This is a genomic window from Mameliella sp. CS4, from assembly GCF_019392335.1.
Taxonomy (GTDB): Bacteria; Pseudomonadota; Alphaproteobacteria; order Rhodobacterales; family Rhodobacteraceae; genus Antarctobacter.
Genome location: NZ_JAHXRQ010000006.1, coordinates 63239 through 88170, shown reverse-complemented (window position 1 = coordinate 88170; position 24932 = coordinate 63239). Strand labels below are relative to the sequence as shown.

General features: G+C 65.0%; 30 protein-coding genes. 23 read left to right on the top strand and 7 right to left on the bottom strand.

Features of this window, described 5'->3' with window-relative positions; all coding sequences use genetic code 11:
* Window positions 1-144 precede the first annotated feature (144 nt).
* On the top strand, window positions 145-708 hold the full coding sequence (locus KZZ07_RS09780) for a hypothetical protein (protein WP_255564264.1): 564 nt from the start codon (window positions 145-147) through the stop codon (window positions 706-708).
* Window positions 709-792: 84 nt separating this feature from the next.
* On the opposite strand, the gene KZZ07_RS09775 is transcribed toward KZZ07_RS09780, so the two are convergent.
* Window positions 793-1008 (bottom strand): DUF1127 domain-containing protein, encoded by a 216-nt coding sequence (locus KZZ07_RS09775; RefSeq protein WP_219513839.1) that lies wholly within the window; start codon window positions 1006-1008, stop codon window positions 793-795.
* A gap of 254 nt (window positions 1009-1262) precedes the next feature.
* Between KZZ07_RS09775 and phnC the strand changes: the two genes are divergently transcribed.
* The 5 genes from phnC (at window position 1263) to KZZ07_RS09750 (ending at window position 5928) form a co-directional block, all read left to right on the top strand.
* Complete coding sequence (phnC, locus tag KZZ07_RS09770) at window positions 1263-2069, top strand: phosphonate ABC transporter ATP-binding protein (RefSeq protein WP_219513837.1); 807 nt, start codon at window positions 1263-1265, stop codon at window positions 2067-2069.
* 66 nt (window positions 2070-2135) lie between these two features.
* Window positions 2136-3041 carry a phosphonate ABC transporter substrate-binding protein gene (gene phnD / locus KZZ07_RS09765; protein WP_219513835.1) on the top strand — a complete coding sequence of 302 codons (906 nt, stop codon included), beginning with the start codon at window positions 2136-2138 and terminating at the stop codon, window positions 3039-3041.
* Window positions 3042-3115: 74 nt separating this feature from the next.
* Complete coding sequence (gene phnE / locus KZZ07_RS09760) at window positions 3116-3985, top strand: phosphonate ABC transporter, permease protein PhnE (RefSeq protein WP_219513833.1); 870 nt, start codon at window positions 3116-3118, stop codon at window positions 3983-3985.
* Window positions 3982-5307, top strand: coding sequence for a phosphonate ABC transporter, permease protein PhnE (phnE, locus tag KZZ07_RS09755; protein WP_219513831.1), 1326 nt, complete (start codon window positions 3982-3984; stop codon window positions 5305-5307). The genes phnE (KZZ07_RS09760) and phnE (KZZ07_RS09755) overlap by 4 nt, the downstream gene beginning before the upstream one ends.
* A 3-nt stretch (window positions 5308-5310) precedes the next feature.
* The gene (locus KZZ07_RS09750; protein WP_219513829.1) at window positions 5311-5928 is read left to right on the top strand and encodes a DapH/DapD/GlmU-related protein; all 618 of its coding nucleotides are present in this window, start codon (window positions 5311-5313) and stop codon (window positions 5926-5928) included.
* 276 nt (window positions 5929-6204) lie between these two features.
* On the opposite strand, the gene KZZ07_RS09745 is transcribed toward KZZ07_RS09750, so the two are convergent.
* Both KZZ07_RS09745 and phnF read right to left on the bottom strand, forming a co-directional pair.
* Window positions 6205-7389, bottom strand: a complete 1185-nt coding sequence (locus KZZ07_RS09745) for an alpha-D-ribose 1-methylphosphonate 5-triphosphate diphosphatase (RefSeq protein ID WP_219513827.1) — start codon at window positions 7387-7389, stop codon at window positions 6205-6207.
* Between the two features lie 100 nt (window positions 7390-7489).
* Window positions 7490-8197, bottom strand: coding sequence for a phosphonate metabolism transcriptional regulator PhnF (gene phnF, locus KZZ07_RS09740; RefSeq protein WP_219513826.1), 708 nt, complete (start codon window positions 8195-8197; stop codon window positions 7490-7492).
* 101 nt (window positions 8198-8298) lie between these two features.
* Between phnF and phnG the strand changes: the two genes are divergently transcribed.
* Genes phnG through KZZ07_RS09725 form a run of 3 tightly spaced genes read left to right on the top strand, consistent with a single transcriptional unit; the run spans window position 8299 to window position 10394 of the window.
* Window positions 8299-8739, top strand: coding sequence for a phosphonate C-P lyase system protein PhnG (phnG, locus tag KZZ07_RS09735; RefSeq protein WP_219513825.1), 441 nt, complete (start codon window positions 8299-8301; stop codon window positions 8737-8739).
* Window positions 8739-9305 carry a phosphonate C-P lyase system protein PhnH gene (gene phnH / locus KZZ07_RS09730; RefSeq protein ID WP_219513824.1) on the top strand — a complete coding sequence of 189 codons (567 nt, stop codon included), beginning with the start codon at window positions 8739-8741 and terminating at the stop codon, window positions 9303-9305. The genes phnG and phnH overlap by 1 nt, the downstream gene beginning before the upstream one ends.
* A 3-nt stretch (window positions 9306-9308) precedes the next feature.
* A complete protein-coding gene (locus tag KZZ07_RS09725; RefSeq protein WP_219513823.1) occupies window positions 9309-10394 on the top strand; it encodes a carbon-phosphorus lyase complex subunit in 1086 nt (361 codons plus the stop codon).
* A 5-nt stretch (window positions 10395-10399) separates the two neighbouring features.
* On the opposite strand, the gene KZZ07_RS09720 is transcribed toward KZZ07_RS09725, so the two are convergent.
* On the bottom strand, window positions 10400-10591 hold the full coding sequence (locus KZZ07_RS09720) for a hypothetical protein (RefSeq protein ID WP_219513822.1): 192 nt from the start codon (window positions 10589-10591) through the stop codon (window positions 10400-10402).
* Between the two features lie 113 nt (window positions 10592-10704).
* Here KZZ07_RS09720 and KZZ07_RS09715 point away from each other — a divergent pair, with 113 nt between their 5' ends.
* The 6 genes from KZZ07_RS09715 to phnN are packed head-to-tail and all read left to right on the top strand — an operon-like array spanning window position 10705 to window position 15049.
* On the top strand, window positions 10705-11571 hold the full coding sequence (locus KZZ07_RS09715; protein WP_219513821.1) for an alpha-D-ribose 1-methylphosphonate 5-phosphate C-P-lyase PhnJ: 867 nt from the start codon (window positions 10705-10707) through the stop codon (window positions 11569-11571).
* On the top strand, window positions 11571-12080 hold the full coding sequence (locus tag KZZ07_RS09710) for a GNAT family N-acetyltransferase (protein ID WP_219513819.1): 510 nt from the start codon (window positions 11571-11573) through the stop codon (window positions 12078-12080). The genes KZZ07_RS09715 and KZZ07_RS09710 overlap by 1 nt, the downstream gene beginning before the upstream one ends.
* 2 nt (window positions 12081-12082) lie before the next feature.
* Window positions 12083-12868, top strand: a complete 786-nt coding sequence (gene phnK, locus KZZ07_RS09705; protein WP_219513817.1) for a phosphonate C-P lyase system protein PhnK — start codon at window positions 12083-12085, stop codon at window positions 12866-12868.
* Window positions 12868-13818 carry a magnesium transporter CorA family protein gene (locus KZZ07_RS09700; RefSeq protein ID WP_219513815.1) on the top strand — a complete coding sequence of 317 codons (951 nt, stop codon included), beginning with the start codon at window positions 12868-12870 and terminating at the stop codon, window positions 13816-13818. Before phnK ends, KZZ07_RS09700 begins: the two co-directional genes overlap by 1 nt.
* A 5-nt stretch (window positions 13819-13823) precedes the next feature.
* Complete coding sequence (gene phnL / locus KZZ07_RS09695) at window positions 13824-14507, top strand: phosphonate C-P lyase system protein PhnL (RefSeq protein ID WP_219514003.1); 684 nt, start codon at window positions 13824-13826, stop codon at window positions 14505-14507.
* Entirely contained in the window at window positions 14507-15049 is a 543-nt protein-coding gene (gene phnN / locus KZZ07_RS09690) for a phosphonate metabolism protein/1,5-bisphosphokinase (PRPP-forming) PhnN (protein ID WP_219513813.1), read from the top strand. Before phnL ends, phnN begins: the two co-directional genes overlap by 1 nt.
* Here phnN and KZZ07_RS09685 read toward each other — a convergent pair.
* Window positions 15031-15717 carry a DUF1045 domain-containing protein gene (locus tag KZZ07_RS09685; RefSeq protein ID WP_219513811.1) on the bottom strand — a complete coding sequence of 229 codons (687 nt, stop codon included), beginning with the start codon at window positions 15715-15717 and terminating at the stop codon, window positions 15031-15033. The genes phnN and KZZ07_RS09685 overlap by 19 nt on opposite strands.
* Before the next feature lie 49 nt (window positions 15718-15766).
* Here KZZ07_RS09685 and KZZ07_RS09680 point away from each other — a divergent pair, with 49 nt between their 5' ends.
* Window positions 15767-16909 carry an alpha-D-ribose 1-methylphosphonate 5-triphosphate diphosphatase gene (locus KZZ07_RS09680; RefSeq protein WP_219514001.1) on the top strand — a complete coding sequence of 381 codons (1143 nt, stop codon included), beginning with the start codon at window positions 15767-15769 and terminating at the stop codon, window positions 16907-16909.
* A 126-nt stretch (window positions 16910-17035) separates the two neighbouring features.
* The gene (locus tag KZZ07_RS09675; protein WP_219513809.1) at window positions 17036-17902 is read left to right on the top strand and encodes a sulfotransferase domain-containing protein; all 867 of its coding nucleotides are present in this window, start codon (window positions 17036-17038) and stop codon (window positions 17900-17902) included.
* Between the two features lie 9 nt (window positions 17903-17911).
* Here the strand turns inward: KZZ07_RS09675 and KZZ07_RS09670 are convergent, their stop codons facing one another.
* Together KZZ07_RS09670 and KZZ07_RS09665 are read right to left on the bottom strand one after the other, a co-directional pair.
* Window positions 17912-18130, bottom strand: coding sequence for a hypothetical protein (locus KZZ07_RS09670; protein ID WP_219513807.1), 219 nt, complete (start codon window positions 18128-18130; stop codon window positions 17912-17914).
* A 128-nt stretch (window positions 18131-18258) separates the two neighbouring features.
* Complete coding sequence (locus KZZ07_RS09665) at window positions 18259-20172, bottom strand: calcium-binding protein (RefSeq protein WP_219513806.1); 1914 nt, start codon at window positions 20170-20172, stop codon at window positions 18259-18261.
* 420 nt (window positions 20173-20592) lie between these two features.
* On the opposite strand from KZZ07_RS09665, the gene rpsA reads away from it, so the two are divergent.
* From rpsA to KZZ07_RS09635, 6 genes are all read left to right on the top strand, one after another.
* The gene (gene rpsA / locus KZZ07_RS09660; protein WP_219513805.1) at window positions 20593-22269 is read left to right on the top strand and encodes a 30S ribosomal protein S1; all 1677 of its coding nucleotides are present in this window, start codon (window positions 20593-20595) and stop codon (window positions 22267-22269) included.
* 121 nt (window positions 22270-22390) lie between these two features.
* Complete coding sequence (locus KZZ07_RS09655; RefSeq protein ID WP_219513804.1) at window positions 22391-22819, top strand: hypothetical protein; 429 nt, start codon at window positions 22391-22393, stop codon at window positions 22817-22819.
* A gap of 78 nt (window positions 22820-22897) precedes the next feature.
* Window positions 22898-23230 carry a hypothetical protein gene (locus KZZ07_RS09650; RefSeq protein WP_219513803.1) on the top strand — a complete coding sequence of 111 codons (333 nt, stop codon included), beginning with the start codon at window positions 22898-22900 and terminating at the stop codon, window positions 23228-23230.
* A gap of 220 nt (window positions 23231-23450) precedes the next feature.
* On the top strand, window positions 23451-23732 hold the full coding sequence (ihfB, locus tag KZZ07_RS09645; RefSeq protein ID WP_043141735.1) for an integration host factor subunit beta: 282 nt from the start codon (window positions 23451-23453) through the stop codon (window positions 23730-23732).
* A gap of 3 nt (window positions 23733-23735) precedes the next feature.
* A complete protein-coding gene (locus KZZ07_RS09640; RefSeq protein WP_219513802.1) occupies window positions 23736-24095 on the top strand; it encodes a LapA family protein in 360 nt (119 codons plus the stop codon).
* Between the two features lie 100 nt (window positions 24096-24195).
* A complete protein-coding gene (locus tag KZZ07_RS09635) occupies window positions 24196-24858 on the top strand; it encodes a phosphoribosylanthranilate isomerase (protein WP_219513801.1) in 663 nt (220 codons plus the stop codon).
* The last annotated feature ends 74 nt before the right edge of the window (window positions 24859-24932 follow it).

Genomic DNA, 24932 nt, shown 5'->3' with positions numbered 1-24932 from the left:
CCGCCGTCATGCAAGACCGCGAAAGGCCGCCCATATGGGCGGCCTTTTCTGCGTTGCGGATCTGTCCGGGCTTGGCGGGGCGCGGAAAATGGTCTGGAATGGGCACGGGCCGGCCCCTGGGGCCGATTATGGAGGAGGCGGAGGATGACACGGACTGGATGGATGGCGGCGCTGCTGCTGGTGCTCGCATGGCCGCTGCAAGGCGCGGCGCAGATGGCGGGGCATGGCTTGGGACTGCATCACGGTGCGGGCGATGCCGGACATGATGAGGTCAACATGCCGGGCCTGCGCGGGTTGGACGCCACGCCGGAGGAAAGCGCCGAACTGGCGGTGATGTTCCGCAACTTCGACAAGATCGAGCGCAGGGTGGACAACTTGCCCGACGGGATCCGGACGGTGACCTTTTCGGAGGATCCGGAGGTGATGCAAGTGCTGGTCAGCCACGTCGCCGGGATGATTGCCCGGGTCGAAGAGGGGCGCGATCCGCAGGTCTTCATCCAGAGCCCGACCCTGGACGTCTTCTTTGCGCGCAGGGACGAGATCGAAACAGCGATCGAAGTCACGGAAAAGGGCGTTGTCGTGGTCCAGACCTCGGATGCGCCGGAGATCGTCGAGGCGCTGCAGGTGCATGCGGCAGAGGTCTCGGACATGGCCGACCGCGGCATGGCGGCGGTGCACGAGATGATGATGCGCCGGGCCGGGAACTGATCGTCTCAAACAATGACGCCGCGCCCGGGGCTGGGCGCGGCGGTCATCAGAAACCTGGCGGGTGACCGCCAGCGGTCTGTGCGATCAGACGTAAAAGCTGTCGCGGAAGACGTGACGCACGATGTCGGTGCGTTCCATGCCCAGCTTTTTCAGCTGTGCGTCCGACATGCTGTTCAGACGTTCGATTTCTTTCACGCGGCTGTTGGCCTCGGAGATGCGGACCAGGAAGTTGAAGATGCCTTCGAAAAAGCCGGAGAAGAAGTTGCCGCCGTGGGCAGCGGTGGATTGCACATGTGCCATATCAGGACCCTTCGTTGCAGTTATCGGGTTCCTCCCTTGGCAATCAACCTAGGATTTGCTGCACTGCAGCACCAGAGGTTTGCGTGCATAGCCGCCTGTAGAAAGATGCATGGCTGGTCAATGTTGGCTTAACCGGGGGCAGCGCGATGGTGCCGCTGCGTCATCCGGGCTGCGTTACAAAAGTTTTGCGGTTTCGTCACGGAACGGACAAGGCATCGCCTTAGCACGCCCCCTCAGACACGAGGGGGTGCTGCGTGCTACGCATCGAACAGTTGACCAAGCGCTTTGGCGCCAATGCTGCCGTGGACAACGTCAGTTTTTCCATCGGAAAATCCGCGATGATCGGTGTCATCGGGGCCTCTGGCGCCGGCAAGTCGACGCTGTTGCGGATGATCAACCGCCTGGCCGATGCGAGTGAGGGCACCATCGCCTTTCAGGGGCGCGACGTCACGCGGCTGACCGGCAGTGCCCGGCGCAAGTGGCAGTCCGAATGCGCGATGATCTTTCAGCAGTTCAACCTGGTGCCGCGCATGGACGTGGTGTCGAACGTGCTGCACGGGACGCTGAACCGGCGGTCGACCATCGCGACGCTGTTCAATCTCTACCCGACAGAGGACATCCACAAGGCGATCGAGATCCTCGACCGGCTGGGCATCGCCGATCACGCGCCGAAGCGGGCCGAGGCGCTGTCCGGCGGCCAGCAACAGCGCGTGGCCATCGCCCGCGCCCTGATGCAGGACCCGCAGATCATCCTGGCGGATGAGCCCATCGCCTCGCTGGACCCGATGAATGCCCAGATCGTCATGGATGCCCTGCGCCGCATCCATGAGGAAGACAGCCGCATGGTCATCGCCAACCTGCACACGCTGGATACCGCGCGGCGCTACTGCGACCGGGTGATCGGCATGCGCATGGGCCGCGTCGTCTTTGACGGCACGCCGGACCAGCTGACCACGGGTGTGGCCCGCGACATCTACGGCGCCGGGGCCGAGTTTTCGGAGGCCGCAACCTCGACCGACATCAACGCTCTCGCGGACGGACGCCACGCCGTCACCGCCTGAACGCTCACAGGGTTTCACCCCCCCGGTCAATGGTTGGCAGGGGCCATTCAACGAGAGAGGAAGACGATGAAAAAGCTCCTTGCAGCTCTTGCAGCAACCACCGCCCTGGCCGCACCGGCAATGGCAGAGGATATCACCGAGTTCCGCATCGGCATCCTGGGCGGCGACAACGTCCAGAGCCGTCTGAACAACTACCAGTGCTTCGCCGACTACATCGCCGAAGAGCTGAACGTCGAGGTCAAGCTGTTCACTCCGGCGGACTACAACGGCGTGATCCAGGGCTTCCTGGGCGGCACCCTGGACCTGGCGTGGTTCGGCGCCTCGTCCTACGCGGCCCTGCACCTGCAGGACCCGTCGGCCGGTGAACCCATCGCCGTCAAGACCAACCTGGACGGGTCGTACAGCTATCACTCGATCGGTTTTGCCCGCAAGGACAGCGGCATCACCAAGGTCGAGGACCTCGCAGGCAAGGTCTTTGGCTTCGGCGACCCGAACTCGACCTCGGGTTACCTGATCCCCTCCGTGGAAATCCCCGCCCAGTACGGCGTCACGATGGAATCGGGTGACTTTTTCGGCGAGGTCAAGTTCACCGGTGGCCACGAGCAGACCATCGTCGCGGTCTACAACGGCGACATCGACGCCGGCGTGACCTGGGCCGACGGCCTGGGCAACTGGGAAGACGGCTACAACTCGGGCGCGCTGCGCCGCGCCGTGGACAACGGCCTGGTCGACATGAACGAACTGGTCCAGATCTGGCAGTCCAAGCCGATCCCCGAAGGCCCCGTGACCATCCGCGAGGCCCTGCCCGCCGACGTCAAGGAGAAGGTCACCGCCCTGGTTCTGGGTCTTTACGAGAAAGACCAGGAATGCGCCTACAACGTGGCCTTCGGTGAAACCGCCGGTTTCTTCCCGATCACCCACGAGGCCTATGAGACCATCATCGAGGTCCGCAAGAAGAAGATCGACGGCTGATCGCCCTCTGATCCGACAAAGGCACCGGACCCCGCCCCGTTCCAGGGCGGGGTTCACACATGAAGGCAGGGCAGATGACAGACATGACGCAGGGCGGCGCACCTCTTGCCGCGACGCAGGACAGCTATATGGCGATGGTGCGCCAGAAACGGCTGTACAGCGGGATTGCCATACTGGTCTTCGTCGTCCTGCTGGTCTCCGGCTTTCGTGTCGCCAATGACCGCAACGCCGGGGGCTTTTTCGACGGGATCCACCGGATATTCGATTTTCCCGCCGACGTGGTGGGTGAGGCCTGGGAAAAGCGCGCCGACATGGCGGGCCTGCTGTGGAAATACCTGCCCGACCTGATCGAGACATTGAACATCGCGGCGGTGGCGACCCTGCTGGGCGCGGCGCTGGGGCTGGTTCTGTCGCTCTTGTCCACGCGGGGCATGGCGCGCTGGCCTGTGCTGATCCCGCTGTTCCGCCGGATCATGGACGTGACCCGCGCGCTACCGGAAATCGTGGTGGCGCTGGTGCTGATCTACATGCTGGGCGGGGGCCCGATCCCGGCCATGATCGCCATCGCGCTGCACACCGCCGGCGCCCTGGGCAAGCTGTATTCAGAGGTGAACGAGAACGCCGATCTGAAACCCGTGGACGGGCTGACCTCTGTCGGCGCCACGTGGAGTCAGAAGATGCTGCTGGGGGTCATGCCGCAGGTGGCGCCCAACTATCTCAGCTATGGCCTTCTGCGGTTCGAGATCAACATCCGCGCCTCGGCCATCCTGGGCTTCGTCGGCGCGGGCGGTATCGGCTACGAGCTGCGCAACTCGATGGCCTGGGGGCCGGGCCGCTTTGACGAGGCGGCGGCGATTTTTCTGCTGCTCTTCGGCACCATCGTTGCGGTCGACCAACTGTCGTCCAGCCTGCGCAACCGTCTAAGCGAAGGGGCGAAACAATGACCGACGCCAGCCTTTCGATGACAGATCGCCAGGACGCGGCACAGGCCCTGTTCCGCCGCAAGCGCCTCGTCGCGCTCGCGGTGCCCGCGGTGATCCTGCTGTACCTGGCCTATATCTTCGTCGCCTTCGACGTGATGGGCCTGGCCGGGCGGGCGCGGCTCGACAACGCAATGACGCTGATCCGCGATACCTACAGCTACAAGACCCATGTCACCCTCAACAACCGCACCGGCGACGTGACCATCGCCAAGGAGGGTGAGCGGCCCGCCACATGGCCCGAGGGGCAGAGCCCCGACTGGGTTGCCATCGACGGCGAGACCGTGACAATCGACCTGCCCCGGGGGCACAGCGTCCTGTTCCTGCCGGACCGGACGGCGGTTTATCATCACCCGGAGTTCGGTGACATCACCGCGAAACTGGGCCCCGCCGTGACCATCGACATTCCCGAGGACGAGCTGCCCGAGTGGATCAGTTATTCCCGGACGCGGCTGGACATCCGGACAGAGCCCGGGCGGCTGACCATGACCCGGGCCAAGACAGAGGTCTTCCGCTACTTCTTTGGCTGGGAGCTGTTCTGGTTCACGCTTGACAGCCCCTATCACGGCCAGCCGGTCTGGACGCTGCTCTTTGGCCCGCAGATCGACGCCGACCGCTCCAACATCGCAGGGGCCTGGCAGGATTTCTGGGCCAATCCGCTGTGGCATCACGGCAAGGTGGCCTGGGCAATTGGCGAGACGATCCTGATGGCCTTCCTGGGCACGATGGGCGCGGCGCTGGTCGCCTTGCCGCTGGCCTTTTTGGCGGCCCGGAACTTTACCCCGGTCGTCGTGGTGCGGCAGCTGGTGCGCCGGGTGTTCGACTTTGTCCGCGGGGTCGATGCGCTGATCTTCACCATCCTGCTCAGCCGTGCCTTTGGGCCCGGCCCGCTGACTGGTGCCTTGGCGATCCTGCTGACGGATACCGGGTCCCTGGGCAAGCTGTTCTCCGAGGCGCTGGAAAACGTCGACCAGAAACAGATCGAAGGCGTGTCCTCGACCGGGGCGAAGCCGTTGCAGCGCTACCGCTTTGGCGTGATCCCCCAGATCACCCCGGTGCTGCTGAGTCAGGTGCTGTATTTCCTCGAATCCAACACCCGCTCGGCCACGATCATCGGCGCGATCACCGGGGGCGGGATCGGGCTGTTGCTGACGCAGGCGATCATCACCCAGAAGGACTGGGAAGAGGTCAGCTATTACATCGTGCTGATCGTGCTGATGGTGATCTTCATGGATTGGGTTTCCGGCCTCCTGCGCCGTCGCCTGATCAAGGGCGGCGGGCATTGATCCATGACTGGGCTTGCCGCCGAGGGGGCGGTTTTCCATCCGGACTGCGCGGTCACGGACAGCGACTTTGGCCCCTTCACCGAGGTCGGGCAGGGCAGCCGCATCGCCAACAGCCGCTTTGGCGCCTACAGCTATTGCGACCGCTTCTGCGACATCGCCAACGCCGAGATCGGGAAATTCGCCAATATCGCCAGTTTCGTGCGCATCGGGGCCACGGATCATCCGCTGGACCGGGCCAGCCTGCATCATTTCATGTATCGCTCCGCCGCCTACTGGGAGGATGCAGAGGATGATGCCGACTGGTTCGCCCGGCGTGCCAGCCGCAAGGCCATGATCGGGCACGACACCTGGATCGGCCACAACGCGCAGGTCAAACCCGGGGTGCGGGTGGGCAATGGTGCGGTGATCGCCTCTGGTGCCATCGTCACGCGCGATGTGCCCTCTTATACGATCGTGGCCGGAGTCCCGGCCCAACCCGTGCGTGACCGACTGCCCCGCGACCTGGCCGCGCGGGTCGAGGCTTTGGGGTGGTGGGACTGGGATCACGCCGCCCTGCGTGCCGCGTTGCTGGATTTTCGGCAGATGGATGTGCCCGAGTTCCTGGAGAAATACGGCGGCTGAGTCCGAGCGGGACAAGGGGTGGCTCAGTACAAAATGGGCGGCCTTCTGGCCGCCCGATTGGTACTCGAAATTCCTCGTAACCCACACATTATGTGCCCCGGAACACTCAAACGAAACCGGTCCGGGTCTTGGTCTCACTCACATGCGCTGTACTAGCGCCATGCAATGACGCTGGTATGAAACTATCAGAAAATTTGTCGAAAATGCAGGGGCCGGTCGGGCAACTCAGAGTTTCCGCGCCAAGGGCCGGATTCTGCGTCCCTGGTTAACGCAGGATCATTCCGCGGCCAGCCGGATTTGGCTGCTGTCCGCGCTCAGGAAACGGTGCGCGGCCTCCCCGGCAAGGTGTGCGATCCGGCCTTCGCAAATTGTCGCCTCGACCGCGCGCGTCTCTGCATTGACCACCGCCAGGTCGGCGCGGCGTCCATAGTCGATCACCCCCCGGTCGGGCAGGCGCAGGATCTCTGCCGGCCGGGTCGAGATCATTGCCCAGGCCTGCGGCAGGTCCATCACCTCTTCGTCGACCAGGTGAAAGGCCGCCTGCATCAGCGCGGGATAATAATAGTCGGACACCAGCGCATCGCAGAGCCGTTCCTGCACCAGGTCCTGCGCCGCGATATTGCCGGTTTGCGATCCGCCGCGCACCACGTTGGGCGCGCCCATCAGGATCGGATCGCCCACGGCCCGGGCCAGCGCGGCAGCGGCCCGTCGGGTCGGAAACTCGCAGATCTTTGCCCCGATCTGCGAGAAATACTCGCGCGTTTCGCCGTCGTCGTCGTCGTGGCTGCCATAGCTGACGCCCAAAGTGTCAAAAGCCTCGGCCAGGCGGCAGAGATAGCGCGGCACGTCCCGTTTCTGTCCACGGGCGGCATGGACAACGGCAAGGTGATCCTCGATTGACCGCCCGGCCTGCCGCGCCCAGAGCGCCAGCCGCGCCGGGTCGATCTCGGCCAGCCGGATCGACTCGTCGAGGTGGTTGTTGAAGACGACATAGCCGATGCGGTGGCGACGAATGGCGGCCAGCAACCGGTCCGCGGTGTCGACGGTATGGGTCTCGCAGCGGATCTGCACCCGCAGGTCGGTCAGGGCCTCACTGGCATAGTCATCCAGCGCGCGCAGAAAGGTCTCGGCATGGTCGGGGCCGCGCGCGCCGCCTTCCCAGCTCCAGCAGTGGGCCATCCAGGCGGTGGTGATGCCGTTGGCCGCCGCGTCACGATCCGTGGCACGCAGCGCGGTGCGGATCGGAAAGGGGGCGGAAGGGCGGGGCGCCAGGTGGCGTTCAAAGGCGTCGCCGTGCAGGTCGATGATCCCGGGCAGGATGTAGAAGCCGCTCAGGTCGACCTCTGGCAGGGGGCCCTTGGAGATGCGCCCGTCCTCGATGGCGACGGACCGAGACTGCATCACGCCGTCGCGCAGGACAGTGGCGCCGGTCAGGCGCAGGGAAGAAGGGGCAATGGGCATGGAACCGCTCTGGACTCGAACTGTCCGAAAGTTCTAGGCGTCCAATGTATCAACGGGGTGACAAATGGCTGTTTTTTCCATGAAACAAAGGGGATCGCCGTCATTGTTCCAGTGTCAACGTCACCCTGTCGCCGGCGAACCAGGTAATGCCGTATTCGATCGGCTGGCCAGAGAGGTCGACGTTCACGCCGGTGGTTCGTAGCAGGGGGGCACCGTCGGGCAGGCGCAGGCGCCGGGCCTGCGTCGGGGTGGCGAGGTGGGCGGTGACCCGGGTCGAGGCGCGGGTGTAGTCGGCCACGCCACAGGCCGCCAGGGCCGCGGTGACAGAGTTGTGCGCCTGCAGCGCCTCCGGCATTCCGGGCAGCCGCGCGGCCGGAAAGACGCCTTCGCCCAGGGCGATCGGTTCCCCATCTGCCGTTGCGATGGTCTCGTAGGCCAGCACCGGGTCGCCGGGATCAATGCGCAGGGCGCGCGCCTCTTCCGTATCGGCGGATCGGGTCTCGGACATCAGCAGGTCACGGCCCGGGACACGCCCGGCGGCACGCAGGTTCCGGTGAAAGCGCACGCGCTGGCCAATCAGGTAGTCGGTCGGGCGCGCGGCCACAAAGACCCCGGCACCGCGCCGCGCATGGACCAGCCCGTTGTCTGCCATTGCCTGCAACGCGCGGCGCACCGTGTGGCGGTTGACCCCGAACCGGGCGGACAGGTCCGCCTCTGTCGGCAGTTTGTCCCCCGGGCCGTAGCGCCCCGCGGCGATGTCGCCGGTCAGGCTGTCGGAAATGGCGGTCCAGAGCGCGGGGCGGGGCATGTCACGAAACTTTCACGCTGTCACTCTTGCCCGACTCGCGGGCTGAGGGTAGATATTTGTCTAGTTGTATAAATACTTCGACAACTCCGCAAGGTGTCTAGATGACAGAGATGACCGCCCGCAAAGACTGGATGAGCCTGCTGGCCAATGCGCCGCCCAAGGCGCTGGCCGCGCTCTGGGATACCCGGGAGACGCCCGATTTCACCTGGCTGCGCGCGCCCGAGATCGGCGCCGCGATGGTGCGCGGGCGCATGGGCGGCACGGGGGCTCCCTTCAACATGGGAGAGATGACGGTGACACGTTGTTCGCTGCAACTGGACGGCGGGGCCGTGGGGCATGCCTATGTGCAGGGCCGTGACAAGGCACATGCGGAACGCGCCGCGCTGGTCGATGCGCTCATGCAGACCGATGCGGCGGACCGGGTCCGGGCCGAGGTGTTGGACCCGCTGCGCGCGGACATGACCGAACGGGCCGAGGCGCGCGCGGCCCGGGCGGCGGCCACCAAGGTGGAGTTCTTCACGCTGGTCAGGGGAGAAGATTGATGGATGCTGCGGTGCTCAAGGGCGGTTTCGGCGATGCGCCGATTGATGCGGCCCGCGCCTTTCGCGCGGCCATGCAGGCGATGGCCCGTCCCGGAACGATCCACGAGGTCACGGGGGCTGAGCCACCTGCGCCGCTGTCAACGGCGACCGGGGTTCTGATCCTGACGCTGTGTGACCCGGAAACGGGCGTGCATCTTGCGGGCGGGCATGACTGCGCCGAGGTTCGCGGCTGGATCACCTTTCACACTGGGGCGCCGTTTGTCAGTGCCGAAGACTGCGATTTTGCACTGGGCACCTGGGAGGCGCTTCACCCGCTTGATCGGTTCCGTATCGGCACGGCGCAATATCCTGACCGATCCGCGACCCTGATCGTCGAACGAGCAGAGGTGAGGGCAGAGGGTGCGATCCTGACCGGCCCCGGCATTCGCGACACGGCCCGTCTGTCCCTGCCGGACGTCGCGGCGTTCCGGGCCAATGCTTCACGCTTCCCGCTGGGATGGGATGCCTATTTCTGCGCCGCAAACCGTCTCGCAGCCCTGCCGCGCAGCACGCAAGTAGAGGGCTGAACGATGTATGTTGCCGTCAAGGGGGGCGAGCGCGCCATCGAGAACGCGCACAGCTGGCTGGCCGAGGAACGCCGGGGCGATACCGCTATCCCGGAATTGACTGTCGAGCAGATCCGCGAACAGATGAAACTGGCGGTCAACCGCGTCATGGCCGAAGGCTCTCTTTATGACCCCGACCTGGCCGCGCTGGCGATCAAGCAGGCGCGCGGCGACCTGATCGAGGCGGTATTCCTGATCCGGGCCTATCGCACGACTCTGCCGCGCTTTGGCGCGACGCGGGCGATCGACACCGGAGACATGGCCTGCATCCGCCGTATCTCGGCCACGTTCAAGGACGCGCCAGGCGGGCAGGTGCTGGGGCCGACCTTCGACTACACGCACCGCCTGCTGGATTTCAAACTGGCCGCCGATGGCGACGTGCCCGAAGCCCCCCGGGCCACGCCGCGCCAGGAACCCACGCCACATATCACCGGTTTCCTGAACCGCGAGGGGCTGATCCAGACCGAGGACGCGTCGGACGAGACCCCGCCGGACCTGACGCGCGAGCCGATGGAGCTGCCCGGCAGCCGCGCCCTCAGGCTGCAGGCGCTGACCCGAGGGGATGAGGGCTTTGTCCTTGGCATGGCCTATTCCACGCAGCGCGGCTACGCCCGCAACCACGCCTTCGTCGGCGAGCTGCGCATCGGCACCGTGGCGGTCGAGATGGATATCCCAGAGCTGGGCTTTGCCATCGAGATCGGCGAGATCGAGGTGACCGAATGCGAGACGGTCAACCAGTTCACCGGGTCAAAGTCCGAGCCGGCTCAGTTTACCCGTGGGTACGGTCTGGTTTTCGGCCAGACCGAACGCAAGGCGATTTCAATGGCACTGGTCGACCGGGCCCTGCGCTGGCGCGAACTGGGCGAGGATGACATGGGCGCGCCCGCGCAGGACGAGGAATTTGTCCTCTATCACTCGGACAATATCCAGGCGACGGGCTTTCTCGAACATATCAAGCTGCCGCATTACGTCGATTTCCAGTCCGAGCTGGAACTGGTCCGACGCCTGCGCCGCGATGCGGAAAGCGCGCAGCAGGAGGCGGCGGAATGACGGGGTCAGTCCACCCGTGCGGCGGGAATGTCCTTCAGCCACCAGGCTTCCTTGCTGTTGGACACGGTCAGGCGTTTTTCGCTGAAGAGCGTGTTGAGCTTGGAATTTTCCGGCAGCCAGACCGAAAGCGCGTAACGGATGCCAATCGTCAGCACGCCGGCCAGCGTGATCAGGATGATGGTCAGTTGATCCGACATGTGTCCTCTCCTTTGTCGGTGTGTCGCCCAATGGTTGCGCCAGGACTTGGGCAATCCCGTGACCGAACTGGGCAATCCGAGTGCAATTTGCAGGAAATTTCGGGGCCGAAATCATGAGCGACTACAATTTCGCCTACCTTGATGAACAGACCAAGCGGATGATCCGCCGCGCCATCCTCAAGGGGCTGGCGATCCCGGGCTACCAAGTGCCCTTTGCCAGCCGCGAGATGCCAATGCCCTATGGCTGGGGCACCGGGGGTGTGCAGGTCTCGGCCGCGACGCTGACGCCCGAGGACCGGCTCAAGGTCATCGACCAGGGGGCGGACGACACCACCAACGCGGTCTCCATCCGCAAGTTCTTTGAGCGGACGGCAGGTGTTGCCACCACCGAGGAAACCGCCAATGCCAGCGTCATCCAGACCCGCCACCGCATCCCCGAGGAACCGCTGACCGAGGATCAGATCCTTGTCTACCAGGTTCCGATCCCGGAACCGCTGCGCTTTCTCGAACCCTCTGAGATCGAGACCCGCAAGATGCACGCGTTGGAAGATTACGGCCTGATGCACGTCAAGCTGTATGAGGACATTGCGCGGCACGGGCAGATCGCGACGGCCTATGCCTACCCGGTCAAGGTCGAGGGGCGCTATGTCATGGACCCGTCGCCGATCCCGAAGTTCGACAATCCCAAGATGTCGGACATGGCCGCGATCCAGCTGTTCGGTGCCGGGCGCGAACAGCGGATCTACGCGCTGCCGCCCTATACGCAGGTTGTCAGCCTGGACTTCCGTGATTTTCCCTTCGAGGCCTCCAAGGCCGACGCGCCATGTGATCTATGCGGTGCCGAGGACAGCTACCTCGACGAGGTGATCGTCGACGATGAAGGAGGACGGATGTTCATTTGTTCTGACACGGATTACTGCCGCTCGCGGCAGACAAAGACGACGGGCGTGGGCCGGGTGCGCTCCCGCGAGGAGGCGTGATGAGCCTGATCCTGCGCACACCACGGCCCGAAGATGTCGCACCGCTCACCGAGGGGGCCAACATGCCCGGATGGCGTGCGGGCACCTTGCGGCTGCCCTTCACCACGCCCGAGCTCATCGAGCAACAGCTCTTCTCGACCAGCAGCCACAGCATCGTGGCGGACCTGCACGGCGGCGCCGTCGGCATGATCTGCCTGATGCCCCGCCGAGGCCGCCAGGCGCATATGTCCGACATGTACCTGGGTGTCCGTGATGACGCCGCCGGCAACGGCGTCGGCCGTGCTCTGCTGGCCGCCGCCCTGGATCTTGCGGACAACTGGCTTGGTCTGCGCCGTATCTACATCGAGGTTGCGGCGGGAAACGACTCTGCCTTGCGCCTGTATGAAAGCGCGGGCTTTGAGCATGAGGGCGTGCTGAGGGGCGATACGCTGACGGATGGTCGGTTGCAGGACAGTATCGCGATGGGCCGGATGCGGCCTGCACCTGCCATGCTGTCCGGAGGAGACTGACCATGTCACATGCTGAAACGGGCCACCTGCTGAAGGTGGAGGGCCTCACCAAACGCTATGGTGCGCGCATCGGCTGTGCCGATGTCTCCTTCGATCTCTGGCCGGGTGAGGTCATGGGGATCGTCGGCGAAAGCGGGTCGGGCAAGTCGACACTTCTGAACTGCTTGGCCGGGCACCTGGTCCCGGACGCGGGCCGTGTCATGTTCGATACCCGTGCCGAGGGGATGAAGGACACGATCACCATGTCCGAACCGGAACGGCGGATGCTGGGCCGCACCGACTGGGCCTTTGTTCACCAGCACGCCCGCGACGGGCTGCGCATGAACGTCAGCGCGGGCGGGAACGTCGGCGAACGCCTGATGGCCGTGGGCGCGCGCCACTACGGAGAAATCCGCGACAGCGCCGAGGACTGGCTGGGCCGGGTGGAAATCGACTCTGGCCGCATCGACGACCGGCCCACGGCCTTTTCCGGGGGGATGCAGCAACGCTTGCAGATTGCCCGGAACCTGGTGACCGGGCCGCGTCTGGTGTTCATGGACGAACCCACCGGCGGGCTGGACGTCAGCGTGCAGGCCCGCCTGCTGGATCTGTTGCGCGGGCTGGTACGCGAAATGGGCCTGTCGGCGATCATCGTCACCCATGACCTTGCCGTGGTGCGCCTGTTGGCGGACCGGCTGATGGTCATGAAGGATGGGCATGTGGTCGAGGCGGGCCTGACCGACCAGGTGCTGGACGACCCCCAGCACGCCTATACACAGCTTCTGGTCAGTTCGGTGTTGCAGGTCTGATGCTCTACGCCTTTCGCACCAATGGCGATCGCCTGGACCGGCTGGCCCCCGAAGCGGCGCCGGACACGGCCCAGTGGATCGACCTCTACCGCCCGCAGCCAGAACAGGTGGCCGCGGTCGAGGCGCTGGGCGTCAAGGTGCCGACGCTGGCGGACATGGAGGAGATCGAGATTTCCAATCGCCTCTACCGCGACGGCGAGACGGAGGTGCTGACCGTGATGCTGCCCGGCGTGGATGCCGAAAAGCGGCGCAGTTTTGGGCCGGTGGCCTTTCTGCTGACGCCCGCGCGCATGATCACGGTGCGCTATCACGCGCCCCGCAGTTTCGAGACCTACCCCGATCATGCCGGCCTGACCTCGGCAGGCTGCGCCAGCCCGCTGCACCTGTTCATGGGGCTGATCGAAGAGATCGTCTCGCGCATTGCCGACCTTCTGGAAGGCGTGGGGCGCGCGCTGGACAAGGCCTCGCGTGAGCTTTTCGAGGGCGACGATTCCGAGGATCTGCTGGAGGAGATGCTGCGCACCGTGGGCCGCCGCGGCGAGGAACTGGCGGGCTATCGGCTGTCGCTTCTGACGCTGGAACGCGCGATGACGACCTTTTCGCTCAGCTTGCCACAACGGGCGGGGGCGGGGCTGAAACAGGTGGTCAAGGCGCAGACGCGGGATATTCAGTCTCTGGTGGTGCACACGGATTTCCTGACCGGGCGGGTGGTCCATCTGACGGACGTGGTGTTGGGCATGGTCAACCTCGAACAGAGCGACGCCAACCGGACGCTGTCGGTGGTGGCCGTATTGTTCCTGCCGCCGACGCTGGTGGCCTCGGTCTATGGCATGAACTTCGCCGTGCTGCCGGGGGTGAACCAGCCGCACGGATACCTGATCGCCACCGGGCTTATGGCCGGGTCGGCGCTGGGAACCTACCTGTTTTTCAAGTGGAAGGGATGGCTATGAGCGCCATGATCGACATCCGCGATTTGTCCAAGACCTTTACCCTGCACAACCAGGGGGCAGCGGTGATCCGGGTGATGGAGGGGGCCTCGCTTGCTGTCGAGGCGGGTGAATGCGTGGCGTTGACCGGAGCCTCGGGTGCGGGGAAATCGACGCTGATGCGCATGATCTACGGCAACTACCTGGCCGCGTCCGGAGAAATCCTGGTGGGCGGTGTGGACCTGGCCCGCGCCGAACCGCGCGAGATCATCCGCCTGCGGCGCGAGGTGCTGGGTTACGTCAGCCAGTTCCTGCGCGTGGTGCCCCGGGTGCCGACGCTGGAGGTGGTGGCAGAGCCGCTGCTGGCGGTGGGCGTGGACCGCGCGGCGGCGACCGAGCGGGCGCGCGCGTTGCTGACCCGCCTGCGCATTCCCGAACGGCTGTGGTCGCTGTCGCCCACCACCTTTTCGGGCGGCGAACAGCAGCGCGTGAACATCGCGCGCGGCTTTGCCCATGCCTATCCGGCGCTTTTGCTGGACGAACCCACCGCCTCGTTGGACGCGGCGAACCGCGACACGGTTCTGGACCTGATCCGCGAGGCCAAGGCGCGCGGTGCGGCCATCGTCGGCATTTTTCACGACGCCGAGGCGCGGGCCGAGGTTTGTGATCGTGCGGTCGACGTGACCGGCTTTTCCCCGCAGGCGGCGGCCTGATGCCGGGACGGTTCATCGCGGTGGTCGGGCCGTCGGGTGTTGGCAAAGACAGCGTCATGGCGGCGCTGGCGGCGCGCGATCCCCGGTTTGTCCTGCTGCAACGCAGGATCACCCGCCCGCAGGAGGCGGGCGGAGAAGATCATATTGCCTTGACCGAGGAGGCCTTCGAGCAGGTGGAAAGCGCCGGCGGGTTTGCCCTGTCCTGGCGGGCGCACGGGCTGGCCTATGGCATCCCGGTGGCGGTGGACCAGCAGCTGGCCCAGGGCAATGACGTTCTGGTAAACCTGTCGCGCGCGGTGCTGACACAGGCGCAGGCCCGGTTTCCACGGTTCGTCGTCCTGTCCCTGACCGCCCCCGCCGAGGTGCTGGCACAACGGCTTGCCGGGCGCGGTCGCGAAAGCGCCGAGGAGATCGCCGCGCGCCTGGCCCGCAAGGGGCAGGCCCTGCCGGCCGGGCTGCCGGTGATCGAGATCGACAATTCCGGCCCGCTGGAACGGACCGTGGACACGATCCTGGCCCGGCTTCAGCCGGAAAGGGCGTAGCGGTGCAACTCGTGGAAATAGCCGGTGGAATCCTCGCCGCAGAGCGTCAGCGCGTCCACGGCAAAGGGGCGCGGCAGGCGCGGTTCGACATAGGGCAGAAGGGCGTCGCGGACCTGTTCGGCCGTGTCGCGGTCCAGCTTGCCGCTGAGCGTGATGTGAAAGCGGAACTGGTCCATCACGTAGGGATAGCCCCAGCGCGTCAGCAGCGCGTCCTGACGCGCGTTCAGTCCCGACTTGCGGCGCTTGTCCAGCTCCGCCTCGGTCAGCGGGGCGCGGAACGGGTCCAGTGTTTCGACCGTCCGGGCTGCCAGCGCGGACAGCGCGTCGGTCTCGCCCAGGGGCGTCAGCGCCAGGAAGCGGCCCAGCCGGGTCAGCGCCAGCCCGTCCAGCGTCACCGGCGCCTGTGTCGCGCAAAAGCGGGCGAACCCATCGTGCAGTGCCTCGAAATCCATGCCCTCGGCCAGTCGGAAGGGCGGCTTGATCGTGCCGTGCAGCCCGTATTTGCGCGGGGTGGCGGTGATTTCATGGGCGGGCAGGGGCAGGCCGTGAACGACCGGCGCGTCGGGCCGTTCGCCCGTCGCGGCGTTCCAGCCCAGCCAGGCGGCGCCGAAATCGGACAGTGGACCCTTGGGAAGGGTCACGTAGACAGCGTAACGGGAGAAATGCATGACGACCTCCACTCTTGCCGGGCCTATGCCCGATGCGCGTGACGGTGGCGTGACAGAGGGTCTGACATTTGCCAATGCGACACTGGTGCTGCCGGATCGGGTGGCACGCGGCTGGCTGCATGCGGAAAACGGCACCATCACCGGGATGGGCGAAGGGGCAAGCGTGCCCGCCGGAGCGGTCGATTGCGGCGGGGATTTCCTGGCGCCGGGTCTGATCGAGCTGCACACCGACAACCTCGAACGCCATATCGAGCCGCGCCCAGGCGTCGACTGGCCCCATGCGGCGGCCATCGTTGCCCATGACGCCGAGCTGGCCTCGACCGGCATCACCACCGTCTTCGACGCGATGCGCGTGGGGTCGATCCCCACGGGCAAGGGTCGCTACAAGAAATACGCGCGGTCGCTGGCGCACGAGATGCTGGAGTTGCGCGCCGCGGACATGTTGAAGATCAGCCATTTCCTGCACCTGCGGGCCGAGGTCTGTTCCGAGACGCTGGCCGAGGAACTGGGCGAGTTCGGGCGCGACGACCGGGTCGGGCTGGTCAGCATCATGGATCACACGCCGGGGCAGCGGCAGTTCCGGGACATCTCGAAGCTGGAACAATACGTGAAATCGAAACGCGGCATGTCGGATGCCGAGTTCATCGAGCATGTCGCCCACCTGCAAGAGTTGCGCGACCGCAACGGCGCGGCGCATGAGGCGGTCACGGTCAGGGAGGCGGCGCGCTTTGGCGCGGTTCTGGCCAGCCATGACGACACCACGGCCGACCAGGTGGCGGTTTCGGCGGGCTATGGCATCCGGCTGGGCGAGTTCCCGACCACGATCGAGGCGGCACGGGCCTGCCATGACCACAGTATTGCGGTGATGATGGGCGCGCCGAATCTGATCCGGGGCGGCTCTCACTCTGGCAATGTCGCGGCAGAGGACCTGGCGCGCGAGGGGTTGCTGGATATCGTGTCGTCCGACTATGTCCCGGCCGCGCTGCTGCTGGCAGCGGTCCAGCTGGCCGAGACTTGGGGCGACATGGCACGCGGGATCGCGACGGTGACGAAATCCCCTGCCGAGGCGGTGGGTCTGGACGACCGGGGCGTGCTGGAGGTGGGCCGCCGGGCGGATCTGATGCGGTTCCGCGTGGCCGAACATGTGCCCCTGCTGCGGGGCGTGTGGAGCCGGGGACGTCAGGTGGCCTGAGGGCGGCGCGACCGGCGATGCGCGGAGGCCTTGCGGGTCTTGAAAAACTGCTGCGCGATGCGCGGATCCTGACGTAGTGTCGACCTGTTCGGGCTTGGCCGGGCGCCAGACAAGGGATCCGCGCATATGTTGACCGCTCCGGAATTGCCCAGCCGTGTTTTCACCGATCCTCTGACCGACTCGTCGCGCTGGTCGGGTTTCACTCCGCGCGCGGGTGACATCGTCGTTTCGACCCCGCCGAAATCCGGCACAACCTGGACGCAGGGTATCCTTGCCATGCTGATCGCGGGCGATCCGGAGGTGGATGCGCAGACCTCGATGAAATCGCCCTGGATCGACATCAGTCTTCGCGACCTGGACGAGGTCATGGCGCGGCTGGAGTCCCAGGACCACAGGCGGCAGGTCAAGACGCATTCGCCCTTTGACTGCATCCCGGTCTGGTCCGAACTGCGGTACGTCACCGTCTACCGGCACCCGATCGACGTGCATTTTTCGATGCGCAAGCACCGGCGCAACATGGGCTCGCACGTTGGCCTGCCGCCCCTGCCCGAGGACCCGTCCGAGAGTTTTCGTGACTTCCTGAGCGGCGAGGATCACACCAGCCTGCCGGCGATCCTCGATCACTTTCAATGTACGCGCGCGCGAGAGCCGCGCGAGAACCTGATCCGCCTGCATTACGCCGACATGCTGCGCGATCTGTCGGGGGCGGTGGCACAGATCGCGGATCACGTCGGGATCGACCACCCAGCCGATCTGACGGCGGCCTGTGTCGAAGCGGCGACCTTCGACAACATGAAGGCCAACGCGGACCGCTTTACACCCTCGGCGGGACAGGGGTTCTGGAACAGCGATGCAGGGTTCTTTGACAGTGCCAGCTCGAACAAGTGGGAAGGGCGGCTGACCGAGGCGGACCTGGCGGCCTATGGTGCGGTAATGGATGGTGCCTTGTCGCCAGAGGATCGTCGCTGGCTGGAATGGGGAAGCACGGGTTGAGCCCGCGCCTCAGTCGGAATGGTGGCTGCGTTCGATCCGGCGCGTGCGGCGTTCCTCGCCGGATTGATAGATCAGGATCCAGGCCAGCAGGATGAACATCGGATGGGTCAACCCGCCCGAGAAGATGATGGCGGGGACCCAGATCAGGAAGACGATGACCGACAGAAAGGGCCGCCCGGTCAGCAGGATCGAGAGCGGCGGCAGGAAAAGGGCGAGGACGTAGTTCATTCCGGGGTCCCAAGGCGATTGCAGACAATGTTTCTGGGATTAACATGGGGTCTGCGGCCCGGATTGAAAGGTCCCGCTGTCGCGGCAGGAGCGAGGGCCGGGGGCATAGCCCGGCCCCATCACGGCGCTCAGAGCGCGAAATCGTCCGCCGTCAGGCCGATCACGTTGGCCACGCGGATCTCGCCCTCGACCGTTCCCAGGTCGGCGTCGAGGTTGATCTGCACGATGGTCGAGCCGCTGCCCGTCTCGATCAGGCGGACCTGGTTCGCAGCGGTGAACGGCCCGGTGCCGACGAAACTCAGCGGTCCGTCGATCAGGCTGGCCAGGTCGATGACGTCCACGTCCTGTTCGAAATCGATGATCTGGTCGCGGTTGGCGCCTGTGGACAGCTCCGCGGCCTCGCCAAAGATGAAACTGTCTGCGCCCGGGCCGCCGGTCAGGAAGTCGAGGCCCTGTCCGCCATCGAGACTGTCGTTGCCCGCGCGCCCGCGCAGCACGTCCGAGCCATCGCCACCATTCAGGATGTCATTGCCCAGCCCGCCGTCCAGAATGTCGGCCGCGATGCCGCCGTCGAGGCTGTCGTTGCCGTCCTGCCCCACAAGCAGGTCCGACCCGCCGCCGCCCTGCAGCGTATCGTCGCCGGAAAAGCCGCTGAGCGTGTCGTCGTTGTCGCCGCCGTCGATCACGTCGTTGGCCGCGCCGCCGTTCAGGTCATCCTCTCCGGCCGCACCGAGGATCGTGTCCGATCCCGGCCCGCCCGAGACAGTGTCGTTGTCGGCGCCCGCGTTGATGAGGTCATTGCCGGTGTCGCCGGTTATCTCGTCCAGCCCGGCACCGCCCTGGATCTCGTCGTCTCCCCCGCCGCCCGAGATCGTGTCGTCGCCGCCTTCACCCTGAAGCAGGTTGGCGCCGAGGTTGCCCTGGATCAGTTCGGCACCGTCCGAGGCGAGGACCGAGAAGTTGCCCGCGCCGAGCAGACGGATCGTTTCGACGTCTACCACGTCCAGCACGTCGGAGCGGGCATGAACCACATCGGTCCCGGGCCCGCCGTCGATCTGAAGGTCATCCTGCTCCACCATCAGCGTGTCGTCACCGAATCCGGCATCCAGAAGGCCCGTGACAGTGCCACCGTTCAGGCCGTTGTAGAAATCTGCCTGGTCTTCCAGCAGGAGGTCCCCTTCGATCGTGCCCGTGTTGGTGACGTGGTTTTCGCCGGTCCCGGTCTGGACCTGGCCGAGGATCACGCCCGCGTTCCACAGACGGTTGATGCCGTTGAACGTGCCGGCCATGTCCACGTCACCCTGGATCAGCCCCGTGGCCGTGTTGCGCACGGTGACGAGGCCCGATGTCTCGATGGCGTTGTCGGCGATCGAGGTCACCGTGCCGCTGTTCTCGATCAGCCCGGTCGTCGTTGTACTGACGTTCTGATAATCGATCCCGTCAAAGATCCGTGCGTTGATGATGCCGCTGTTGCGGATGATCGGCACGTTGTCGTCGGCGCCTTGCGTTCGGGCATAGATGCCCTCGTCGGCGGTGATCGTACCGGTGTTGATGGCGACGATGGTGAACGCCCCGTCGATTTCCACGCCGTAATGTGTCGAGGTCGGGAAGATCGAGCCGGGGACGTTGATCTCGCCATTGTTGATCAACCGCACCTCGCCGGTTTCCGGGCTGCTGCTGGCGGCCCCGCTTTCGTTGATTTCGATCTGGCCCGCGATCACGCCGGTTTCGGTGTTGGTGATGGTCAAAAGGCCGTCGACATAGTCTTCGATCAGCCGGATGGCGAAATTGCTGGCGTCACCGCTGCCGATCAGCCCGGCATTGTATATGTTGCCCTCGGGCACGTCCCAGTCGATTGCGGTCTGGTCGATGGCGAAGATCGTTCCGAAATTGAAGATGTCGGCGCCCGCGTTGCCGGTTGCGGTTACCGCAGCGCTCACCGTGGATGTCGTGATCACGTCTACACCGGAATTGATGAACAACTCGTCTCCGGTGATGATGCTGACAGGTGCGTTGGTGCTGGTCTGGTTGATGGCGGCCATGGAACTTTCTCCTTCTGGAACGACCTTCGGAAGCGCGTTTCGACGTTGGCTTGTGCACGAGTCTGGGCAGCGGCTGCAGCAAGCCGCGTCCGGGATGCCGCAATGAGCCAGGCGACTTCGGTTAGCCTGCGGGCGGATCGCGCCGCTGCGGGTTTGCGTTTTGCCAATGATAGCTTAACTGAAATTCCGGCTGGTGTCTGCGGCGGGCACCCGTCGGGTCCACCTGGCACTTGATCCCGCGCCCGCCTTGCTCTATACGCGCGAACGTCGACAAGGCATTAAACGCCGCGGCAAAGTGATCGAGCAGGGTCGGAACGCCTCCGGCCCTCTTTGTTTTGCGGCACGCTCAGAGACCAATCCAAGACCGGCGGAGACAACCGCTCGGCCAGAAAAAACCGTTGTAAAGGACCAAACACACATATGCCCAGCGCATCGATGGAGGAATTCGAGGCCCTCCTTAATGAAAGCCTCGAAATGGACACGCCCGACGAGGGTACTGTCGTCAAAGGCAAGGTCATCGCGATCGAAGCGGGACAAGCCATTATCGACGTCGGCTACAAGATGGAAGGCCGCGTCGAGCTCAAGGAATTCGCGGAACCCGGTGAACAGCCCGACGTCAACGTTGGCGACGAGGTCGAAGTTTACCTGCGTGCCGCAGAAAACGCCCGTGGCGAAGCCGTCATCTCGCGCGAGATGGCCCGCCGGGAAGAAGCCTGGGACCGTCTGGAAAAAGCTTACGCAGACGACGCCCGCGTCGAAGGTGCCATCTTCGGCCGCGTCAAGGGTGGCTTTACCGTCGACCTCGGCGGCGCCGTGGCGTTCCTGCCCGGCTCTCAGGTCGATGTGCGCCCCGTGCGCGATGCCGGCCCGCTGATGGGCCTCAAGCAGCCGTTCCAGATCCTCAAGATGGACCGTCGCCGTGGCAACATCGTTGTCTCGCGCCGCGCGATCCTCGAAGAGAGCCGTGCCGAACAGCGCGCCGAGGTCATCGGCAAGCTGCAAGAGGGTGACGCGGTTGACGGCGTGGTCAAGAACATCACCGAGTACGGCGCATTCGTCGACCTGGGCGGTGTGGACGGCCTGCTGCACGTCACCGACATGGCATGGCGCCGTGTGAACCACCCCTCCGAGATCCTGTCGATCGGCGAGACCGTCAAGGTCCAGGTCATCAAGATCAACAAGGAAACCCACCGTATCAGCCTGGGCATGAAGCAGCTGCAGGAAGATCCGTGGGATCTGGTGGGCGTCAAGTACCCGCTGGCCTCGGTCCACAAGGGCCGCGTGACCAACATCACCGACTACGGCGCCTTCGTCGAGCTGGAGCCGGGTGTCGAAGGCCTGGTGCACGTCAGCGAAATGTCCTGGACCAAGAAGAACGTCCACCCGGGCAAGATCGTCTCCACCTCGCAAGAGGTCGACGTCATGGTTCTGGAAATCGACAGCGCCAAGCGCCGCGTTTCGCTGGGTCTCAAGCAGACCATGCGCAACCCGTGGGAAGTCTTCTCCGAGACCCACCCCGAGGGCACGCAGGTCGAGGGCGAGGTCAAGAACATCACCGAATTCGGTCTGTTCATCGGCCTCGAAGGCGAGATCGACGGCATGGTTCACCTGTCGGACCTCAGCTGGGATCAGCGCGGCGAAGAAGCCATCCAGGAATACCGCAAGGGTGACGTGGTTCAGGCCGTCGTCTCCGAAGTGGACGTCGAGAAAGAGCGTATCTCGCTCTCGATCAAGGCGCTGGGCGGCGACAAGTTCGCCGATGCGGTTGGCGGCGTGAAGCGTGGTTCGATCGTGACCGTCGAAGTGACGGCCATCGAGGATGGCGGCATCGAGGTGGAATACGAAGGCATGAAGTCCTTCATCCGCCGGTCCGACCTGTCGCGTGACCGTGCCGAGCAGCGCCCCGAGCGTTTCTCTGTCGGTGACAAGGTCGACGTCCGCGTGACCAACATCGACAGCAAGACCCGCCGTCTGGGCCTGTCGATCAAGGCACGCGAGATCGCCGAAGAGAAGGAAGCCGTGGAACAGTTCGGCTCCTCCGACTCCGGTGCATCGCTGGGCGACATCCTGGGCGCCGCGCTCAAACGCGACGAGTAATCGTCGCACGGCCCTTGGGCTGAAAAAGATCAGGGCCTCCGCAAATGCGGGGGCCTTTTTCGTTGCGGCTTGCGCGGCCCGGGCCGGACGTTAGGCTCGGACCGGGACACAGGGGAGAGCCATGCGGGCAAGCGGACTGGATCTGAGCGGCGACTGGACCGGCGTCTACGACTACGGCCTGGACGGGGATGGGTCCGTCCCCTTTGCCGCGACGCTCTTTGACGTGGGCGGAGTGCTCTGGGGGACGACGTTGGAACCCAATACATTTGCTCCGGAAGCGGGGGCAGAACTGGAAGCCGAGATCAGCGGCAGCCGCAGCGCCCGAGAGGTACATTTCCGAAAGGCCTACATCGGACGCCCCAGGCACGGCGAAGAGCCGGTGCATTACACCGGCCATGTCTCACCGGATGGTAATCGGATCGAGGGGAATTGGACAATCCGCGGGCCGGGCTTTTTCGCGTCCGGACCTTTCGTCATGAATCGCATCAAGGGCACCGCCGCGCGCGCCAGTCTTGGCGCCCGAACGGGCGAAACGGTCGAGGTCTTTTGACGGGGATGCAGGAAAGGCTCGCCTTCCGGACGCGGGTTTGCTTTGTTCGGGCAGCGAGTCGGTGCGGGAGGACATGAGATGCGCGGGATGACGGGGCGGGCCCTGGCCCTCTGTGTGCTGGCGGCCCTGTGCGGGCCGGTTCTGGCCCAGGATCAGATCGTGATCCCGGACGAGGACACGCGTTTCATCCAGGAGGCACCCACGGGCGGCGGAACCGACCTGACAATGCGCGCCGTTACGGTCAAGGATCAGAACCAGCTGCGCGGTGCCTTTGGCGACAAGTGGCAGCCCGACGAGGTCCGCACCCGGGCCGCGCAGGTCTGTGCCGAAAGCGGGATGCGACTGGTCTATTTCCAGCCTGGAAATAGAGATTCCAAGGGGCGGACGAAATTTGCCGCTGTCTGCCAGTAGGGCACGGGCGCCCCGAATCGCGTGGAGTGCAGATGGTCAATATGGCGCCGTCTGTCGCCGCGGGCTGCGCAATTCACCGCTGAAACGGGCGGAATTCAGCGCAAAGCGCGGAAAAACATGGGTTTTCCCCGAAAATGCACGGTTCCCGTTTGATCCTGCCGCGCGTATAGTTTGGCTGAAATAACAAGGCTAAGGCCGATTCCACCGGGGGACGTGGGGTATGATCCGATCCGAATTAATCCAGAAGATTGCAGACGAGAACCCGCATCTGTATCAGCGTGATGTGGAGAGGATCGTGAACACGATCTTCGACGAGATCACCAATGCCATGTCCCGGGGCGACCGGGTCGAGCTGCGGGGCTTCGGGGCTTTCTCGGTCAAGAAGCGGGACGCGCGCGTCGGGCGGAACCCCCGAACGGGAGAGTCGGTCCAGGTCGAGGAAAAGCACGTTCCTTTCTTCAAGACCGGCAAACTCCTGCGCGACCGCCTGAACGGAAAGTAATCCATGCGCTACATCCGCTACGCCATCTACGCTGCCCTGCTCATCTTCCTGACCATCATCTGCGTGGCAAACCTGCAATGGGTGACGCTGAACACCCTGCCCGAGGGGCTGGCGCGTATCCCGCAATTGGGATGGTTGTCGTTCTCGATCGAGGTGCCGTTGTTCGCGGTGGCGCTGGGGTTCCTGGTGTTCGGCTGGGTGCTGGGCGAGGTGTTCGAATGGCTGCGCGAGTACAAGTACCGCGCCGAGGCCTCGGCCAAGAAGACCGAGGTGCGCAAGCTGGAACGTCAGCTGAAGAAGACCCAGGCCGAGCGCGACAAGGACAAGGACGAGGTCCTGGCGATCCTCGACCAGGCCAGCTGACCGCATAGTTGCGCGCGGGGGAAGGGGGCGCCGCCCCCTCTTGGCCTGACGGCCAATTCACCCCCGGGAGTATTTTTACAGAGAAGAAACAGGGGCTTGGATGGCGGACGTCCGGGTAAAGATCTGTGGCCTGACGCGGCCCGGGGACATGGAGATGGTCGCCGGGGCGGGGGCGAGCTATGCCGGGCTGGTGTTCTTTGCCAAGAGCCCGCGCAATGTCACGCCCGAGGCGGCACGGGAGCTGGCATTGGAAGCGCCGGTGGGGCTGGCCAAGGTGGGCCTCATGGTGAACCCGACGGACGAGATGCTGGACGAGATCATGCGGCTGGTTCCCTTGGACATGGTGCAATTGCACGGGGCCGAGACGCCGGAACGGGTGGCGGAGGTGCGTGCGCGCTGGGGCCTGCCGGTGATGAAGGCGGTCGGTGTGGGCGAGGCCGAAGATCTGGAAAAGCTTGAAGTTTATCAGAGAGTTGCCGATCAAATTCTGGTGGATGCCAAGCCTCCCAAGGGGGCGCATCTGCCGGGCGGAAACGGGCTGGCCTTTGATTGGCGGTTGATCGCGGGGCGGCGCTGGTCGCGGCCCTGGATGTTGGCGGGCGGGCTGACACCCGAGAACGTGGGCCTCGCCGTGGCGATGACCGGCACGGCGCAGGTGGATGTCTCATCGGGGGTCGAAAGCGCCCCGGGGATCAAGGATGCGGAGAAAGTTCGTTCCTTTGTCGAGGCCGCGAAAGGGGCCGAAGCGGCGCCGCGCCTCTAGCCCGTCTGTTTGTACAAAACGTACGTTTAGTACGGTGTTTCCAGCATTTTGTACAACGGGGTAAGGTCGCGTTA